At 71.2% G+C, this 17372-nt stretch carries 19 protein-coding genes and 1 tRNA gene; 13 read left to right on the top strand and 7 right to left on the bottom strand.

Annotated elements, in window-relative coordinates:
* Positions 1 to 129: 129 nt before the first annotated feature.
* The 6 genes from ACYVIP_RS26745 to ACYVIP_RS26770 all read left to right on the top strand — a co-directional run bounded on the left by ACYVIP_RS26745 (position 130) and on the right by ACYVIP_RS26770 (position 6091).
* A complete protein-coding gene (locus ACYVIP_RS26745; protein ID WP_460401128.1) occupies positions 130 to 666 on the top strand; it encodes a hypothetical protein in 537 nt (178 codons plus the stop codon).
* Positions 667 to 748: 82 nt separating this feature from the next.
* A complete protein-coding gene (locus ACYVIP_RS26750; RefSeq protein ID WP_460401130.1) occupies positions 749 to 1921 on the top strand; it encodes an efflux RND transporter periplasmic adaptor subunit in 1173 nt (390 codons plus the stop codon).
* A complete protein-coding gene (locus tag ACYVIP_RS26755) occupies positions 1921 to 2592 on the top strand; it encodes an ABC transporter ATP-binding protein (protein ID WP_460401132.1) in 672 nt (223 codons plus the stop codon). Before ACYVIP_RS26750 ends, ACYVIP_RS26755 begins: the two co-directional genes overlap by 1 nt.
* Positions 2589 to 3803: an ABC transporter permease gene (locus ACYVIP_RS26760; RefSeq protein ID WP_460401134.1), complete on the top strand. Its 1215-nt coding sequence runs from the start codon at positions 2589 to 2591 to the stop codon at positions 3801 to 3803. Before ACYVIP_RS26755 ends, ACYVIP_RS26760 begins: the two co-directional genes overlap by 4 nt.
* An 11-nt stretch (positions 3804 to 3814) precedes the next feature.
* Positions 3815 to 5254: an efflux RND transporter periplasmic adaptor subunit gene (locus tag ACYVIP_RS26765; protein ID WP_460401136.1), complete on the top strand. Its 1440-nt coding sequence runs from the start codon at positions 3815 to 3817 to the stop codon at positions 5252 to 5254.
* A 93-nt stretch (positions 5255 to 5347) separates the two neighbouring features.
* Positions 5348 to 6091, top strand: a complete 744-nt coding sequence (locus ACYVIP_RS26770) for an AraC family transcriptional regulator (protein WP_460401138.1) — start codon at positions 5348 to 5350, stop codon at positions 6089 to 6091.
* On the opposite strand, the gene ACYVIP_RS26775 is transcribed toward ACYVIP_RS26770, so the two are convergent.
* Together ACYVIP_RS26775 and ACYVIP_RS26780 are read right to left on the bottom strand one after the other, a co-directional pair.
* Positions 6085 to 6996, bottom strand: a complete 912-nt coding sequence (locus tag ACYVIP_RS26775; RefSeq protein WP_460401140.1) for a helix-turn-helix transcriptional regulator — start codon at positions 6994 to 6996, stop codon at positions 6085 to 6087. The genes ACYVIP_RS26770 and ACYVIP_RS26775 overlap by 7 nt on opposite strands.
* 60 nt (positions 6997 to 7056) lie before the next feature.
* The gene (locus tag ACYVIP_RS26780) at positions 7057 to 8277 is read right to left on the bottom strand and encodes a L,D-transpeptidase (protein ID WP_460401142.1); all 1221 of its coding nucleotides are present in this window, start codon (positions 8275 to 8277) and stop codon (positions 7057 to 7059) included.
* A 354-nt stretch (positions 8278 to 8631) separates the two neighbouring features.
* On the opposite strand from ACYVIP_RS26780, the gene ACYVIP_RS26785 reads away from it, so the two are divergent.
* Entirely contained in the window at positions 8632 to 8835 is a 204-nt protein-coding gene (locus ACYVIP_RS26785) for a cold-shock protein (protein ID WP_075127229.1), read from the top strand.
* A gap of 111 nt (positions 8836 to 8946) precedes the next feature.
* Here the strand turns inward: ACYVIP_RS26785 and ACYVIP_RS26790 are convergent, their stop codons facing one another.
* Positions 8947 to 9282: a hypothetical protein gene (locus tag ACYVIP_RS26790; protein WP_460401145.1), complete on the bottom strand. Its 336-nt coding sequence runs from the start codon at positions 9280 to 9282 to the stop codon at positions 8947 to 8949.
* 314 nt (positions 9283 to 9596) lie between these two features.
* Complete coding sequence (locus ACYVIP_RS26795; RefSeq protein WP_460401273.1) at positions 9597 to 9809, bottom strand: heavy-metal-associated domain-containing protein; 213 nt, start codon at positions 9807 to 9809, stop codon at positions 9597 to 9599.
* Positions 9810 to 10556: 747 nt separating this feature from the next.
* On the opposite strand from ACYVIP_RS26795, the gene ACYVIP_RS26800 reads away from it, so the two are divergent.
* From ACYVIP_RS26800 to ACYVIP_RS26815, 4 genes are all read left to right on the top strand, one after another.
* Positions 10557 to 10632 (top strand) — tRNA-Glu (locus tag ACYVIP_RS26800).
* A gap of 441 nt (positions 10633 to 11073) precedes the next feature.
* On the top strand, positions 11074 to 11355 hold the full coding sequence (locus ACYVIP_RS26805) for a sigma factor (RefSeq protein ID WP_460401147.1): 282 nt from the start codon (positions 11074 to 11076) through the stop codon (positions 11353 to 11355).
* A 66-nt stretch (positions 11356 to 11421) separates the two neighbouring features.
* Positions 11422 to 12078, top strand: coding sequence for an antibiotic biosynthesis monooxygenase (locus ACYVIP_RS26810; RefSeq protein WP_460401149.1), 657 nt, complete (start codon positions 11422 to 11424; stop codon positions 12076 to 12078).
* Positions 12071 to 12757, top strand: a complete 687-nt coding sequence (locus ACYVIP_RS26815) for a hypothetical protein (protein WP_460401151.1) — start codon at positions 12071 to 12073, stop codon at positions 12755 to 12757. The genes ACYVIP_RS26810 and ACYVIP_RS26815 overlap by 8 nt, the downstream gene beginning before the upstream one ends.
* On the opposite strand, the gene ACYVIP_RS26820 is transcribed toward ACYVIP_RS26815, so the two are convergent.
* Entirely contained in the window at positions 12730 to 13149 is a 420-nt protein-coding gene (locus ACYVIP_RS26820; protein ID WP_460401153.1) for a hypothetical protein, read from the bottom strand. The genes ACYVIP_RS26815 and ACYVIP_RS26820 overlap by 28 nt on opposite strands.
* 157 nt (positions 13150 to 13306) lie before the next feature.
* Between ACYVIP_RS26820 and ACYVIP_RS26825 the strand changes: the two genes are divergently transcribed.
* Positions 13307 to 13678, top strand: a complete 372-nt coding sequence (locus ACYVIP_RS26825) for a YciI family protein (RefSeq protein ID WP_460401155.1) — start codon at positions 13307 to 13309, stop codon at positions 13676 to 13678.
* Positions 13675 to 14901, top strand: coding sequence for an RNA polymerase sigma factor (locus ACYVIP_RS26830; RefSeq protein ID WP_460401157.1), 1227 nt, complete (start codon positions 13675 to 13677; stop codon positions 14899 to 14901). Before ACYVIP_RS26825 ends, ACYVIP_RS26830 begins: the two co-directional genes overlap by 4 nt.
* On the opposite strand, the gene ACYVIP_RS26835 is transcribed toward ACYVIP_RS26830, so the two are convergent.
* The gene (locus tag ACYVIP_RS26835) at positions 14872 to 16338 is read right to left on the bottom strand and encodes an MFS transporter (RefSeq protein WP_460401159.1); all 1467 of its coding nucleotides are present in this window, start codon (positions 16336 to 16338) and stop codon (positions 14872 to 14874) included. The genes ACYVIP_RS26830 and ACYVIP_RS26835 overlap by 30 nt on opposite strands.
* Positions 16339 to 16396: 58 nt before the next feature.
* Positions 16397 to 17293, bottom strand: a complete 897-nt coding sequence (locus tag ACYVIP_RS26840; protein ID WP_460401161.1) for an ABC transporter substrate-binding protein — start codon at positions 17291 to 17293, stop codon at positions 16397 to 16399.
* Between the last annotated feature and the right edge of the window lie 79 nt (positions 17294 to 17372).

The following is a 17372-nucleotide window of genomic DNA, read 5'->3' on the forward strand; positions in this document are numbered from 1 at the left end:
GGCCGCGCGGCCGGCCGACCCGCCGGCAGGCGCGGCGGGCGCGTTCGCCGGCGCCATGGCCGGCGGGTTGCGCCCGGCCGGTGAGCTGATCGTGTTCGGCGAGCGGCCGTTGCGCCAGGGTGGGGGCTCGTGAGGCTCGCGGCGGTCCCGGGAGTCACGCCGGTGCCGGTGGGTTCGGTCGACCAGACCGCGCGGGCGCTGGCCGACCTGATGGTCCAGCGGCGTGGCCAGGACTTCGCGCACGATCCCGGGATCGCCATCGCCGCCAGGGACGCCGCGGAGCTGGCGCTGGCCGGCGGCGCGGGCCTGGTCGCGGTCGTCAACCACCAGCAGGCCGACCCGGCGACGCTCGTCGGTCAGGTGCTGACCACCGACAACCCGCTCGGCGACCCCGATGGCGACGAGTTGGCCGCCCACCTGTCGGCAGGCGCGGAGCTGCGGGAGGTGACCAGGTCGCGCACCGAACGCGGGTATCCGGTGGTGCTGGCCGAACGGCTCCTGCTGGCCGGCTGTCAGCTACAGGCCGTGGTGATCGACCCGTCCGGGCGCAGGCTGGCGGTGTTCACCCTGCACTCGACCACCGGCCGCGGCTGGCTGGAGCTGGCCGCGGTCCTCGGCCACCTGGTGTCCTCAGTGGACTTCGAAGTGGTGCCCGCTCATAGGTAATCCATAGGTTTCCCGTAGGTCCAGCACAGCCCGGCGCTCCAGGCTCACGACAGGACGGCGTCGAGCCGGGAGGAGCGTGCTGGTGGGATTTCGGTTGCCGCGCAAGCGAAGGCGGGTGGTGTGGCTGGTCGTCGCACTGGTGGTGCTCGCCGCCGGGGGGACGGGCGGGTGGCTGCTGTTGGCGCCGGCCGAGGAACCGGCGGCCGAGCCGGTCACCGCGACGGCCACCGTGGACACCCAGCGCGAGACGGTCGCCGCGACCGGCACGGTCGAGCCGGCGGCGCAGGCCGACCTCACCTTCGCGGTGTCCGGCGAGGTCACCGACGTGCGGGTGGCCGAGGGCGACCAGGTCACCGCCGGCCAGGTACTCGCGGTCATCGACGACGAGCTGCTCGCGGCCGAGGTCACCGCCGCCGAGTCCGAAGTGGACGCCGCGGCGGCCAGGCTCGCGGACGAGACCGCCGCCGGCGCGGCCGACACCCAGCTCGCCGCGGCGAACGCGCAGGTGACCGCCGCGCAGAGCAGGCTGACCACCGCGCGGGACGCGCTCGAGGACGCCGAGCTGACCGCCACCATCGCCGGCACCGTGGTCGCCGTCGAGCTCGCGGTCGGCGACCAGGTCGGCGGCGGCGCGGACACCGGGTCGGACACCGGCGACCAACCGCAGCAGGACGACTCGACCGGCGCGATCACCGTGGTGTCGACGAACAAGTACCAGGTGTCGGCCAAGGTCGCCGGCGCGGACCTGCGGCGGATCAAGGCCGGCATGGCCGTGGAGGTCACCACCGCCGACGCGACCGAACCCGTGCCGGGCACGGTCACCACCGCCGGGCTGGTGGCGCAGGCCGACGAGTCCGGCGCGGTGACCTTCCCGGTGACCATCGCGGTCACCGGCGAGCAACAGGACCTCTACGCCGGCTCGTCGGCCACCGTGACGATCGTCGTGGCCGAGCGCGCGGACGTGCTCACCGTGCCGACCTCGGCGGTGCGCGAGGACGGCGACACCACCTATGTCGACAAGATCGTGGCCGGCAAGCCGGTGCGGACCGAGGTCGAGCTCGGCACCACCTACGGCCCACTGACCGAGATCACCTCCGGCCTCGCCGAGGGCGACCAGGTCGAGCTGCCGGCCTTCATCCGCCGGCCGGGTGGCGGCGACAGTGGACCGGGTGGTGGCGACGTGATCCGGATCCCGTCCGGCGGCGGTGGTCCAGCGCCTGTGGGCCCCGGCGTCGTCCAGGGCGGTGGCCGGTGATGGGCGCGCTCATCGAGCTGACCGACGTACGCAAGACCTACAACACCGGCGCGCTGGCGGTCGAGGCGCTGCGCGGCGTGTCGATCGCGATCGACCAGGGCGAGTTCGTCGCCATCGCCGGCCCGTCCGGGTCCGGCAAGTCGACCCTGATGCACATCCTCGGCTGCCTCGACGTGCCGACCTCGGGCAGCTACCTGCTCGCCGGCGGCGATGTCGGCGCACTGCCGGCCAGCCATCTCGCGACCATCCGCAACCGGCGGATCGGCTTCGTGTTCCAGCAGTTCAACCTGTTGGCGAGCATGACGGCGCTGCGCAACGTCGAACTGCCGCTCGCCTACGCCGGGGTGTCCAGGTCACGGCGCCGGGAACGCGCGGCGGCCGCGCTGGACCGGGTCGGCCTTGCCGACCGGCACGCGCACCGGCCCGGCGAGCTCTCCGGCGGCCAACAGCAACGGGTGGCGGTTGCCCGCGCGCTGGTCACCGACCCGGCGCTGCTGCTGGCCGACGAGCCGACCGGCAACCTCGACTCCGCGTCCTCGGCCGAGGTGCTCGGGCTGTTCACCCAGCTGCACGCGGCCGGGCGGACGATCGTGCTGATCACCCACGAGCCGGACGTGGCCGCGCTGGCGCAGCGCACGGTGGTCATGCGCGACGGGGCGCTGGCGTCGTGAACTGGTCGGACACCTTCGCCAGCGGGCTGGACGCCATCCGCGCGCACCGGCTGCGCTCCGCGCTGACCATGCTGGGCATCGTGATCGGCGTGTCGTCGGTCATCCTCACCGTCGGCCTCGGTCTTGGCGCCCAGGACCAGGTGCGCAAGGAGATCGACGCACTCGGCAGCAACCTGCTGATCGTCTCGCCGGGCAGCAGCACGTCGGCCGCCGGCATGCGCGGCGGCCTCGGCTCGGCCTCGACGCTGACCGTCGGCGACGCCGCGGCACTGGCGGATCAGTCGGTCGCCCCCGACATCGCCGAGGTCGCGCCGGTGACCGGCGGCCAGCTGTCACTGGTCGCCGGCACGACGAACTGGACGACCAGTGTCGTCGGCACGACCACGGCCTGGACCTCGGTGCGCGGCCGGACGTTGTCGACCGGCCGGTTCCTCACCGAGGACGAGGTGACCGGCGCGGCGGACGTGGTGGTGCTCGGCCCGGACACCGCGGCGGAGCTGTTCGCGGTCGGCAACCCGGTCGGCGCGACGGTGACCGTCGGCGGGGCGCCGATGACGGTGGTCGGGGTGCTCGAGCCGACCGGGGCCAGCGGCGACAGCGCGGACGAGGACGACGTCGCGGTGGTACCGATCGGCACCGCGAAGCGGCTGTCCGGCTCGGCGACCGCGTCGGTGTCCACGATCTACGTGCGGGCGGCGTCCTCGGAGGTGCTCAGCGCGGCCCACCAGGAGATCAGCGCGTTGCTGACCGTGCTGCACGAGGAGGAGGACTTCACCATCGCCAGCCAGGAGTCGTTGCTGGAGACCGCCAATGCGACCAACCGGACGCTCACCGTGTTGCTCGGCGGGGTGGCGGCGATCTCGCTGCTGGTCGGCGGGATCGGGGTCATGAACATCATGTTGGTCGCGGTCACCGAACGGGTGCGCGAGATCGGTCTGCGCAAGGCACTCGGCGCGACCTCACGGGCGATCCGCCGGCAGTTCCTGGTCGAGGCCGGGGTGCTTGGCGCGGTCGGCGGGGTGGCCGGGGTCGGGGTCGGGATCGCCGGGGCGTTGCTGCTGCCGGGGCTGATCGACCAGCCGGTGAGCGTCTCGGTGGTCGCGGCCGTGGCGGCGATCGGGGTGGCGCTGGTGATCGGGCTTGGTTTCGGGGTGTATCCGGCCGGGCGGGCCGCGCGGCTGACACCCATCGACGCGCTTCGCGGCGAGTGAGAAGAGGGCAGATGCGTTCGGTGTACGGGTGGGTCGCGGGCGTGCTGCTCGTCGGGGTCGGCAGCGCGGTGGTCGTGCTGTCGCCAGCGGACTCCGCGCAGCGGTACCGGCTGGCGGCCGCGGCGGCCGGCGACGTGGCGCAGACGGTGTCCACCAACGGGACCGTGGATTTCGTCAACCGGGCGGACGTGTCGTTCGGCGTCGGCGGCACGCTGGCCGAGCTGACGGTGGCCCAAGGCGACCAGGTGACCGCGGGGCAGCGCCTCGGCACGGTGGCCGACGCGCAGGCGCGGGCCGCGGTCGACGCCGCCGAGGCAGACCTGGCCGAGGCGCGGGCGACGTTGGCGAAAGACCAGCAGTACCAACAGGAATCGGTCGACTCACCGGACTCGTCTGCCGGGCTGAGCAAGCAGCAGGGCGCGGTCAGCGCCGCCCAAACCGCGGCCAGCAAGGCCATCGCGGCGGCGAAGACGGCGTTGGCCGCACAGAAACAGGCCTGCACCGGCGAAACCCCACCCGACCCGACCCCGGACCCACGCGCGGCACCAACCGAGTCCGCGCCCGCGACCGACCAGGCGCCGGCGGACTCCGCGCCGGCCGCCGACACCGCCGCCTGCACCGCGGCGCTTGCCACCGCGATGTCCACCCAGGACAAGGTGGCCGCCGCGCAGACGACCCTCCAGCGCCAGATCGACGCCCTCGCCGCCACACTGTCCGAACAGGACAGGGCAGCCAGCCCGCCGGCACCGGAGGCGCCAACCGCGGCCACCATCGCCGCCGACCAGGCGGCCGTCGACCGCGCGTCGGCCGACCTGCTCACCGCCAAACGGTCCCTCACCCAGGCCACGCTGACCGCCCCGATCACCGGCACCGTCGCCTCGGTGACCGCCGCCCCCGGCGACCAGGTCACCGCGGCCGACCCCGTCCTCGTCCTCATCGGCCCCGGCGCCGCGCTGGTCGAGACCACCATCCCGGTCGACCAGATCGACACCGTCGAGGTCGGCCAGCGGGCCACCGTCACCCCGACCGGCTCGGCCACCTCCGTCGAGGGCACCGTCACCCGCATCGGCCGCCTGGTCGACGCCTCGGCCGACCCGGCGGCCTACCCCGTCACGGTCACCGTCGAGGAGCCGCCCGCCGCCATGCCCGCCGGCACTCCCGCCGGCGTCGACATCGTGATCAGCACCGCCACGGACGTGCTGACCGTGCCGACCTCGGCCATCAGCAAGGACCCCGCGCCGTCGGTGACCATCCTCGCCGGCACCGAGACCACCGTCCGCGAGGTCGAGCTCGGCGCCGTCGGCAGGCTGCGCACCGAGATCCGCGCCGGCCTGACCACCGGCGACCAGGTCGTCCTCGCCGACCTGGACGCGCCACTGCCCACCGAAGACCAGCCGATCGGCCCCCGCGGCGGCATCATGCCCGGCCAGGTGATCCGCATGGCCGGCTGAGCACCGCGCCCACCAGCCGCAATGCCCTGAATGAGGCATTGGCGACGTTCAACGTCCCGAATGGGGCATTCAGGGCCCGCGTAGACTCGCGCCGTGCCTCGGGACACGCGCGAGCTCGCCGGGGCGTGGACGCGGTACCAGCGGCACGCCTCCGTGCGCCCGTCGCCCGATCTGGCCGACTGGGTCGAGAAGTACTGGATCGTGTCCTGGGACTACGCCGAGCCCTACCGGCAGAAGATGGTCCCGTTTCCGAACGTGCACCTGACCTTCCGCGAGGGCGTCGCCCAGGTACGCGGCGTCAGCTCCGGTCACCGGATCGAGGTACTGGCCGGCGCGAGCGGCGTGTTCGGGGTGGCGTTCCGCCCTGGCTGCTTTCGCCCGTTGCTCGACGCCCCGGTCGCCACCATCACCGACCGCGCCGTGGCCGCCGCCGAGCTGTTCGGCCCCGGGCTGCCCGACCAGCTCGAGGTGCCGGCCGTCGAGGACTACCTGCGCGCCCGGTTGCCCGATCCCGACCCGCGCGGGCTGGCGGCAGCCGAGATCGTCGCCACCATCGCCGCCGACCAGCGGATCACCCGGGTCGACCGGCTCGCCGCCGACCTCGGCACGAGCATGCGGCGACTGCAGCGCCTGTTCGCCGAGTACGTCGGCATCGGCCCGAAGTGGGTGATCCGCCGCTACCGCCTGCGCGAGGTGACCGAACGCCTCGCCGCCGGCACGCCGACCGACCTCGCCCGGCTCGCGGCCGACCTCGGCTACGCCGACCAGGCGCACTTCACCCGCGACTTCCGGGACATGTTCGGCGAGCCGCCCGCCTGGTACGCCAAGCGCTACTGAGCGCGGGCCAGCGCGCGGTCGCGGTACTCGCGCGGGGTCTGGCCGACCGTCCGGCGAAACGTCCTGGAGAAGTGCGCGGCGTTGGCGAAGCCGCACTGGCGGGAGATCTCGCCGATGCCGCGTACCGCGTGCGCCGGGTCGCCGAGCAGCTCCCTCGCCAGGTCGATACGCAGCGCGCGGATCCGGCCGGAGACCCCGTCGCCGTCGTCGAACAGCTGGTAGAGGCGGCGGCGGGAGATGAACAGCGCGTCGGCGATCCGGTCGGCCGACAGCGCGGGATCGGCCAGGTTCTCCTTGATGAACTCCACCGCGTCCCGGCGCCTGGTGGCGATCGTGTCGGCCCGGTTGAGCTCGGTGTGCAACGCGCTGCGCAGTACCAGCTCGGCCAGGCCGGTGAGGTAGGGCTTGATCCCGTGCTGGTCGAGGGAGTCCGACACCATCAGCAGGTGGGCCACCGCCGAGCCGAACAGCGCCTGCAGCGGCCGGTCCACCGGGACCGGGCGGAACAGCAGCGGGCGCAGCTCACCGAAGCTGATGGACAGCTTCGCGGTCGCCACGGTCAGCACCACGGCGCCGGCGCGCTCGCCGGGCACCGCCCGCAGCGCGCACTCCGGGTAGGTCAGCGCCACCCCGCCCACCGGCAGGTACTTCGGCAGCGTCGCGCGCATCACCAGCTGGAGTTGGTCCGGTTCGGCCCTCGGCCTGGCGAGTGCGGGCTCCCGGATCGCGTCCATCGCCATCCTGGCGGCGCTGGCCCCGGACGCGCGGACGACGAGATGGCCCGCTGCCACCTCGTCGCCCGCTGGCGGCTCCGGCTCAGCCAAGGCCCCGGACTGGCCGAGCACGGAGTAAAGCGCGGCGAACCCGCCGTCGGGTTCGGCTCGCTGCTGGGCCCCTCCCCGCATCGACGCACCCCCGTACACCCAGCTGTTCCGCGTCAGCTTATGCCGGTAAGGCGCAGGTCACTAGGCGATCGCGGACATGGTGAGCCACTTGTGCCACGGCACCGCCCAGTCGTAGTAGTCGCCGTCGGTCGGGTCGAGTTGCTTGTTGCTGCCGGTGATCTCCACCGGGTCGCCGACCAGCGCGGTGTCGAAGTACTTCCTGGCGTTGTCCGGGGAGAGGTTCACGCAGCCGTGGGACACGTTCTCCTTGCCCTGCGACGGGATCGACGGCGCGTAGCCGTGCACGAACTCGCCGTTGTTGGAGATGCGCACCGCCCAGGGCACCACGACGTTGGAGTAGTTGTACTGCTCGCTGGACATCGCGTAGGACTCGTGCTTGGACATCACCACGTGGGTGCCGCTGTTGGTCACCCGGCCAGGGTCGGACTCGAGGCCGAAGCTCGCCGGGAAGTCCGCGGTGAGCTTGCCGTTCTGGAAGACCTGCAGCCGGTGGGTCTGGGTGTTGCCGCGCACCACCTGGTTGCGCCCGATGGTGAACTGCGAGGTCAGGTCGTTCTGGCCGTAGACGCCGTCGCCGAGGTGCACGCCGTAGAGGCCCAGGTCGACGTTCACCGTGGTGTTCGGCGGCCAGTAGGCCTTCGGCCGCCAGTGCGCGCGGGTGTCGTCCAGCCACGCCCAGGTGCCCTCGACCGGCACCGAGGTCTCCACGATCATCGCGCGCTGGGCGGCCGCCCGGTCGGGGACCGGGGAGTCGAAGGTGACCGCGATCGGCATCGCGACGCCGTAGGTCTTGCCGTCACCGGTGTTGATCTGCGCGCCGATCGTGCCGCTGGGGGTGGCCGTGGTGAACGCGCCGGTGATCGGCTGCTGCTCGCCGTTGGTGCCGAGCGCGGTGCCCGACCAGGTGTAGGTCTTGCCGAAGCCGAGTGGCTCGCCGACGGTCCAGGTCGTCCGGTCGGGGGTGAGCTTGCCGATGACCTGTTTGCCGGTCGGGTTGGTCAGCGTGAGTGCCTCGATGGTGCCGTCGGTGACCTTCACCGAGATCGGCGCGACCGGGCTCACGTCGGTGAGCGCGTCGGCGGGCGTGAGCGCGATCTTCGCCGGCGGCTTCGGCGCGGCCTGTGCGCTTGGACTGTGCCCGCCCGTGCCGGGCGCCTTCGGCTCGCCCGCGAGATCGGCGCTGCACGCGGTCAGCCCCACTGCCGCGACGAGCCCCGCCGCGAGTACGCCGAGCCGCCACCGCGACCGGCCGTGCCCCCGCCCCGCTGGACGTGCACCCATTGGTGTTCCCCCTGTCGATACCCCTGCCCGTACTCCCACACCCATTCGACGCCGTGGGTAGGTGTGACGTTGGCTCGATCGAGTGTGGTACGGATCACATTCGATCATCCACGTCCAGCCTGCGGAGATCGTTCGGCGGGTGTAATCAGTCGAGTGCAGGTGGTAGTGCCGGGGTGCTTTTTCGCGCTAGGCTTTGCCGCGCAGGCCGCAGTTTCTGTGTTCGTGCTTTCCACGCTCGCGGAACGAAAACGCGGGCGTGCAGCACTTTCGTCGCTGGTTGACGGAGGCAACGCCCGAGGGCTGCCGGGGTTGCACGGTGTAACCCCATGCTGATCCTGCGACGGAGGCAGGTACATGGCACAGGGCACTGTGAAGTGGTTCAACTCCGAGAAGGGCTTCGGCTTCATCGCGGTCGATGACGGCGGCGCCGATGTCTTCGTGCACTACTCGGAGATCCAGGGCAAGGGCTTCCGCACCCTGGAGGAGAACCAGCGCGTCGAGTTCGAGGTCGGTCAGGGCACCAAGGGCCCGCAGGCCACAAACGTGCGCGCACTGTAGAGATCTCAGCGTTTTACTAAGGGCCCCGGCCGGGTGACCGGCTGGGGCCCTGCTGGTTTGTCGGGGGGTCAGGTCGGGGAACCGGCTCTCCAGCCGGTGGTCAGCGTCGGCTCAGCGCCGGTTGAGGTGCTGGGACTCCCACTCGAGGCGCTGCAGGACCCATTCCTGGGCCAGTGCCATGGGCGAGGTCTGGTGATGGGCGGCCAGCTCACGGAGCTGTTCGTTCGCCATCAGGGAGAGGCGCAGTTGGTAGACCTCCGCGCCACCAAACCGGCGCCCGGAACCCGTGGTCTCGGGGTCGCCTTCTGGGGAGAGAGCCGCCAGGTAGGACTCGAGCTCGTGGTCGGGCAGGTCGGCCTGCTCCGGAGCTTCGGTCCGATGACGCCCAGCGTTGGCGAGCTCATCGCTCGCCTTGACAGTCGGTCGACTACGTCCGGTGAAAAGCACCAGCAGAGGATAACGAACCGATTGCGGTCGAGCTACCGAATGCCCGATATTTCCAAAGTAAGGGTATGGGCACTGTGGGTAGCGCGAACCGGGTGCCGGCATGGAGAGGCCCCCGCGCCAGGGGGAGGAACGCGGGGGCCGGAGGGGATCTCCACAGGCGCTGACCGGGGGTGTGTCAGCGAGTCGATTGTTGCACGCGCACGCGCTTCGTGGGAGTGGGTAAGCATGAAAAATTGAGAGAACTCTTCACCTAACCCGTCCGCGCGAGCTGACTTCTCCACGACAACGATCCTGGTGGCGGCCCCGGCGGGCGGTCAGTCGGCGAGTTGGTGGCCCGCGTGGGCCAGTGCCGCCGCGATGTGGCGCCGGTTCAGTTCGCTGGCGCTGGCGACGGTGACGTTGCCGGTGGTGAGGTTCACCGCGACGTCGGTGACGTGGTCGAGCTCGGAGAGGCCTTCGGTGACCGTGGCGGCGCAGCGGTCGCAGGTCATCCCCTCGACCCGGTAGACGTTGTAGATCGTGTGCATCGGCACTGCAGCGCTCCTCCTGGGGCGACTCGTGATCTTCTTTCCTGAGTCTTCGGACCGAGGGGTGCCGTGCTTGAGGGATGCCTGGTCGCTCATCCGGGTCGGCTTGCCTGATTTGACTGTTGTCGCAGGTCAGGGCCCAGATCGCGGGGTTTGCGGCCGGTCAGCCGCTCCCCTGAGTGGTCCCCGAAGGACTTGAGTGACCAAAGTGCGTCCGATCGAGTGATCACTGGCCCGCTACACGAATGGTCTCGGTCGCACGAGTGGCGATCCGCTCGGTCACGACTACTAAACGTGTGTACAGGATTCACTCCTCGGGGGGCTGTGGTTGGCGGCTTCTGGCTCATAGTCTCTCCGCCAACACCTGAAGGTCGGGGAGGCGAGACATGAGCGGACCGGTCGAAGTTCGTGACTTCCTGCTACAGCAAGAGACCCGAGACACCTCTCTCGGGTTCGGTGGGGTGCCGGCTCCTCGCAACGGTGAGACATCCCGGGTGACGGACGAGCAGGTGCGTCGCGCACAGCTCGCGGTCGCCCACAGCGCCCGAGATGTTGACGACTGCCGCGAGCTGCTGGAGATGCTGGGCCTGGTCCCGGGCGATGATGGCGAACCACCGGTGAGGAGGTAAGCCCCGAGCGGCGGTTGGATGGCCCGGCTTGTCCAAGCCAGGGCAGCACGCGATACCCGCTCTCGGGCGGGCGCGGGTGGTGTCCTATGCTTTGCGTGCTCCGAAGCGGGCAACCCGGGCTCCCATCGTCTAGCGGCCTAGGACTCCGCCCTTTCAAGGCGGCAGCGCGGGTTCGAATCCCGTTGGGAGCACCATCCCTGATCAGGCATTTTCTGCCGGTGGTGCGTTGTGAACGGCTACGGCGGACCGGTGGTGTCGGCTAGCCCGCCCATGTTGAGCCGAGTTCGATGGCGACTCCGTCGCCGCCAAGGAACAGGGACTCGGTATCCAGGGACTCGTGCCTCGGCGCAGGCGTAGTCCTCGCCATCCAGTGAGACCGTCTCTGTCTGGCGGGTCCGGAGGGCGTCCACCAGGGGCAGGTAGTACGCGAGTGTCAACGCTGCCGGGTGCACATAGGTCGCGGTCAACGGATGCCCGTTGATCGCCGGCACGCTCTGGGCTTGCTTCTTGGCCCGTTCGACCAACCCGCGCCTGAATCCGTTCGGAGAGCGCCCTTTCGCCTCGAAGCTGACTGCCCCCTTCTCCGATGGGTCCAATCGCGCATAGATCGTCCGTGGGCGAGGTCTTCAGTAGTGATGGCTGACTACGACGACTTCGTCCGAGCGCACCTGCCGCGGCTGCTGCGCTACGCGGCGATGCTCACCGGCGAGCGGGAGCAGGCCGCCGATCTGGTCCAGGACGTGCTGGTCAAGGTGTATCGCCGCTGGGCCCGGATCAGCGAGGTGGACCACCCCGACCGGTACGTCGTGCGCATGGTCACCAACGGCTACCTGTCCTGGCGACGCAGCAGGTCGGCGCGACTGATCGTCGCGGGTGACCTTCCTGACGAGGTGCGACCGGACGACTGCTTGACATGAACATATGTTGAAGTTTCATCCTTCGGTTGGCCGCGCTGATCCGGGACCGCAGGGAGACAAACCGACATGCCCATTGACCACGATGTGTTGCCCGACATCACCCGTCCCGACGCCGACACCGTCCTGGTCGTCGAGACGCAGGCCATGCCGGCGGACATGTTCGCCGAACTGGCGCGCGATCCGTGGCCGGCGGGGCTGGTCTCGGTCAGCGCGTTCGTCGACACCGACGGCGGCGAGACCGCGCTGACCTACACCCAGTGGTCGGCCGGCGCGGTCGACCGCGCGTTTCTTCGTGCGCGCACCGGCGCCGAGCCGGTGGAGTATCGGCGATACCGCAGCGGAACCCGGGAGAACCCGCCGGTCCCCGGATGCGTTGTCGTCGTCAGTGTCGAGTTCGACGGACCTGATCACCAGCGGCAACGACGCTGGGTGGACACCGTGTTCGAGGCGCTGGCAAGCGAGACCGAACCGCATCCCGGCGGGATCTCCGCCCACTTCCATGCCAGCACCGACGGCACCCGGGTGCTCAACTACGCCGAGTGGACCGACGCGCAGGCGCATCGCGACGCGCTGGCGAACTCCGGTCAGGGCACCGTGGGATCCGCGCCAGAGTGGCGAAAGGTCATCGACTTCCCCGGGGTGGCCGACAGCGGATTCCAGCGTTATCGCCTGCTGCGAAGCCTTTCCAGCACACCGGCTCCTTATGATCACGCCCATGCGTGACTGGGAGCGGTTCAGCGAGCGGGTTCCGTGGTTCACCGGACCCGGGGATGTCGTTGTGGTCGGCGACGAGGGTCCGTGGACGCGCGGGTCGCTCGACGGGCTGCCTCGGCTCTCCGCCCTGCTGACCGGCGCGCGCGTCACCCCGGTGTCCGTGTCGGGCCGGGCCTACGAACTGCTTGCCTGGGGACCGGCCGACAACCGGCGGGGCTGGCTGTGCGAGCCGCCGCCGGTGTCCCCGCCGGGCGAGGTCCCCGAGATCCACCGCCTGTTCTGGTCGGTGTGCGGCGGCATCGTCGAGCGGTTCGGCGAGCCCGCCAGCTGGTGGCTGAACCAGGACGACGTGCTCACCGTCGAGGCCGCTGGCCACCGCGTCGCCGGCCAGCTCGAGGACTACCGGTGGATCTGGGCGGACGCCGGGCTCGACGTACCCATCGAGCCCGACGCCTACTACCCGGTCGCGATCGAGGCCAACGGCAACCTCACCATCGCCGGCCGGCGCGGTGGGGAACTGCTGCTGTTCGCCCCGGACCACGCCTTCGCCGGGGTCAGGCCCCTGGCCGGCTGCCCGCCGGAGTCGCTGCTGACGATCGACGGCGTGCCCGACCTGGGGTCCTGGATCGAGGCGTGCGCCGGGGCCTGGCTGGACGCCGGTCAGCTCCGGGTCATCGTCGACTCGTAGCCGCCGCCACCGGGGTAGGTCCAGTCGCCGGTCATGGTGTCGCCGGCGGCGTTGAACGTCCCCTGGAAGTAGGCCGGGCTGCCCTTGGCGCCCGCCCAGATGGTCAGGGTGTCGCCGGTGAGCTCGTAGACGTAGTCGAACGTGTTGCCCGCCGAGTCGTAGAACCGCGACACCACGTCGGCGCCGACCGGCTCGCCGAACGGGTGCAGGTGGCCGATCACCTCCATGCCGGTGACCGACTCGCCGTACTGGCTCAGCTCGACGTGCTGGAGCAGGAAGAACCGGCCGGGCAGCCACTCGTACCGCACGGTCCCCTCGGCCCCGCCGGTCACCTTCCAGGTGCCGACCAGGCGGTCCAGGGCCGTCAACTCGGTGCTGGGGATCTCAGTCATGTCGTCTCTCCGTTTCTCGGTGTGTGCCGGTACCTCGGAGGCGGGCGACGCGCTTTGACACCTGATCAGAGTGTCCTGGGTCACATTTCGGGTCGGCGGATCGGTCGGGGCGCACGTACGTTGTTGCCAAGCGGACGATCACATCGAGGGGATCGAGATGAAGTACCTGCTGCTCGGCTACACCCCGGCGGCCGAATGGGACGCGGCCACCGCCGACACCATGAGCGAGGAGGCGCGCACCGCGTTCGTCACCTACCAGCGGTTCGAGCGCGAGCTGGTCGAGAGCGGCGAGTTCGTCGGCAGCGAGGGCCTCGGCCACCCGGCGGTCAGCACCACCGTCCGCCGGACCCCAGACGGCGTGGTGGCCACCGACGGACCGTTCGCCGAGCTCAAGGAGGTGCTGGCCAGTTTCGCGATCATCGACGTCGCCAGCCACGAACGCGCGGTCGAGATCGTCGCCAGGATGGTCGCCGTGCTCGGTGAGCCGATCGAGATCCGCCCGATCATGGGCGGGGACTTCTCGGCATGACCGCGCAGGTCGAGCACCTGCTGCGGACCGAGGCGCCGCAGGTCCTCGGCGCGCTGACGCGCCGCTTCGGTCGGTTCGACCTGGCCGAGGACGCGGTGCAGGAGGCGCTGCTGGCCGCCAGTCAGACGTGGCCGGCCGCCGGCCTGCCGGACAACCCCCGCGGTTGGCTGATCCGCATCGCCTACCACAAGATGGTCGACCTGCTCCGGTCCGACCAGGCCCGGCATCGCCGTGAGCACGCCGTCGGCGTGGCCGAGCTGGCCATGGGCGAACCGGCGCGTCGACCGTCCACACAGGACGCCGATGACAGCCTTACCGTGCTGCTGCTGTGCTGCCATCCGGCGCTGAGCGCCACCTCCCAGGTCGCGCTCACCCTGCGCGCGGTCGGCGGGCTGACCACCGCCGAGATCGCGCACGCCTACGGCACGACCGAGGCCACCATGGGCGTGCGCATCAGCCGCGCCAAACAACAACTGGCCCGCGCGGGCGCCCGGTTCCACCCGCCCATCGACGCCGACCGGGACGCGCGGGTGGCCGCGGTGCTCCGCGTGCTGTACCTGATCTTCAACGAGGGCTACACGGCCACCGAGGGCACCGAACTCGTCCGGGCCGACCTGACCGGCGAGGCGATCCGGCTTACCCGCATGCTGCACGACCGCTTACCCGACCCGGAGGTCACCGGCCTGCTCGCGTTGCTGCTGCTCACCGAGTCGCGCCGGGCCGCGCGCACCGACGACGACGGCCACCTGGTCCCGCTGGACGACCAGGACCGCGCCCGCTGGGATGCCGGCCTCATCAGCGAGGGCACCGCACTGCTGGCGCCCCAGCCCGAGCCAGGCCCCTACCGGCTGCAGGCCGCGATCGCCGCGGTGCACGCCGCCGCCGCGTCGGCCGACCAGACCGACTGGCACCGGATCGCCGCGCTGTACCGGTCCCTGGAGCAGCGCACCCCCACCGCCCCGGTCCGGCTGAGCCGCGTGGTCGCGGTGGCCAAGGCCGACGGGCCCGCGCACGGTCTCGCCCTGCTCGACGCGTACAACCGCGAGTACGGGCTGGACCGGGAACCCCTTACCCGCCAACGGGAACGCGCGGTGCGCGGCCATCTGCTCGACCTCGTCGGCGATGCCGGCGGCGCGGCCGCCAACTATCGCGCGGCCGCCGGCCTGACCAGCAACGAGGTCGAGCGGCGTTACCTACTTGACCGCGCCGACCGCCTCGGCTGACGCGGGCGTCCTGCGCTGGCGGCGCAGATCAACCACCACCACGGTGACCGCGGCGGCGAGGAACAGGCACGCGACCGTGGTGGCCAGGTCCAGCGCGTCGCGGTGCAGCGCGCCGGGCGCGTCGGTCAGCGTGAACCCGGTGCCGTAGATCGTCGAGTAGTACGCCATCGACGCGGTCGCCACCCCGACGCTGTTGCTGATCCGCTGCCCGAGCTGGCCGATCGCGCTGGCCGCGCTGCCCTGCGCGGCCGGCACGTCCATCAGCATCATCGAGTGGTTCGGCGAGACCACCAGCCCGCCGCCGAGGCCGTAGGCCAGCTGCAGCACCGGAATGCCCACCAGCACCGCCGCGGTCGGCAGGTCGGTGTGCAGCAACGCGAGCGTGCCCAGCGTGGCCGCCAGCACCAGCACCATGCCCGACCCGGTCAGCACCCGGCCGAGCCGCTGCACGTACCGGCCGCCGAGCCAGGCGCCGAGCACCGAGGTCGCCGACGCCGGCAGCAGCACCACCCCGGCCACGAACGGGCTGACCCCACGCGCCTCCTGCAGGTAGATGGTCAACGCGAGCGCGATGCCCGGCCCGGCGGCGAACCAGGTCAACGACACCAGCACGCCGTTGCGGAACGACCCGACGCGCAACAGGTCCGGGTCGATCACCCCGGAGCGACCGGCCGCGACCCGACGCCGGCTGCGGGCAACGAACAGCACCGCGAGCCCGGCCGCCGGGACCAGCGCCAGCCAGCGGGCGTCGAGGTCGCCGGGGCGGCCGGTGGTGAAGATGAACGGCGTCAGCAGCGCGACCAGGGCGAGGCTGCCGAAGGCCAACCCGACCACGTCGATGTCCGGTCGCCGCCGGTCACCCTGCTCCTGGCCGGCCGGCAGCAGCGCGTGCGCGGCGACCAGCACGGCCACCCCGACCGGCACGTTCATCACGAACACTCCCCGCCAGCCGAGCAGCGGTGTGCTGACCAGCAGCCCGCCCATGCTCGGGCCGAGTGCGGTCGCCAGGCTGACGCACATGCCGTAGACGCCGAAGGCCCGGCCGCGCTCCGGCGGGGCGAACAGCTGCTGCACGAGGCCCATCAGCTGCGGCATCAGCAGTCCGGCGGCCACCCCGAGCACCGCCCGGCCCGCGATGACCAGCCCGGCGGTCGGCGCGACGGCGCACAGCACGCTGGCGGCCAGGTAGAGGTACATGCCCGCGAAGGTGAGCGTGCGTCGTCTGCCGGCGTCCCCGATGCGGCCGGCGGGCACCAGGGTGACCGCGAAGCAGACGACATAGGCGGCCTGGATCAGCTGGATGCCGGCCGGGCCGGGGTGCAGCGCGCGCTCGATCGACGGGATGGCGATGGCCACCTTGTGGATGTCCAGCAACAGGAACCCGGCCGTGGTGCCGCACAACAGCAGTACGGCCCGGCGGTTGGTGGCGGCGGGCATGACGGGAACGGGCGACGGCGGCGCGACCGGGATCGCGCCGCCGGTTCGCCGAGGTTCCTCAGGCCCCCTGGAGGATCTTGGTGGAGTCGACCAGCGTGCCGAACTCGTTGTCCGACTCGATCAGGCCCCAGCTGGCCACCCAGTCCATGGTCCGGTTGAAGTGGTCCTCGGGGTAGGGCCCGGGGTGGATGTAGCGCAGCCGGCCGAGCGTGAAGTCCGCCGGGACCAGCTCGGCGACCGGCGCGGCCTGCTCGATGAAGTACTTCAGGTAGGGCCGGATGTCCTCGTGGATCCGGTCGACGCCCCGGGTGACCGCGCTGTTGATCCTGGTGAACGTCTCCGCGTCGAGTGCGTCGTTGGCGATCTCCGCGCCGTAGTAGTGCCCCTCGGCGAGCACCTTGAAGCCCTGCTTCTCGGCCACGGTGATCCACGGCTCCATCACCGCGACCGCGTCGATGTCCCCGTCGCGCAGGGCTTCCAGGCGTTCCTTGCCCTTGATGCCGACCAGGTTGATGTCCGCGCGCGGCAGGAAGCCCTCCAGCGTCTGCAGGACGAGGTAGTGCGAGCCGTGGTGGAAGTTCACGCCGACGCGCACGCCGGCCAGGTCGCCCGGCACGTTGTGGGGCGAGTCGGGGCGCACGATGATCGCCTGGCTGGCGACCGCGGCCCGGCGGGCGACCACCTTGCCGTTGACCTGGCTGTCCTGGGATCGGCGCAGCTGACCCCACTCACACGCGTTGTACAGCTGCGACCCGCCGGACTCGAACAGCTTGAAGCTGCTGAACGAGGAGACCCGGCGCGGGTCCTCGATGAACCGCAGCCCGGTTTCCTCGGCCTGCCGGTAGCGGATGAGCTCGACGTCGAGCCCCTCCTCGGTGAACAGGCCCTCTTCCTCCGCCACGTAGTACGGCAGGTAGAAGACGGCGCTCGTCGCCTCGATCTTGATCTTTGACATGCGGACTTCCTCGTGGCCGGCTATTAGAAGTTCTACGTAGAGCTATGGCATCACAGTAGGTTCTCGAACGGCTCCGTCG

The sequence above is a fragment of the Actinophytocola sediminis genome, assembly GCF_054779715.1.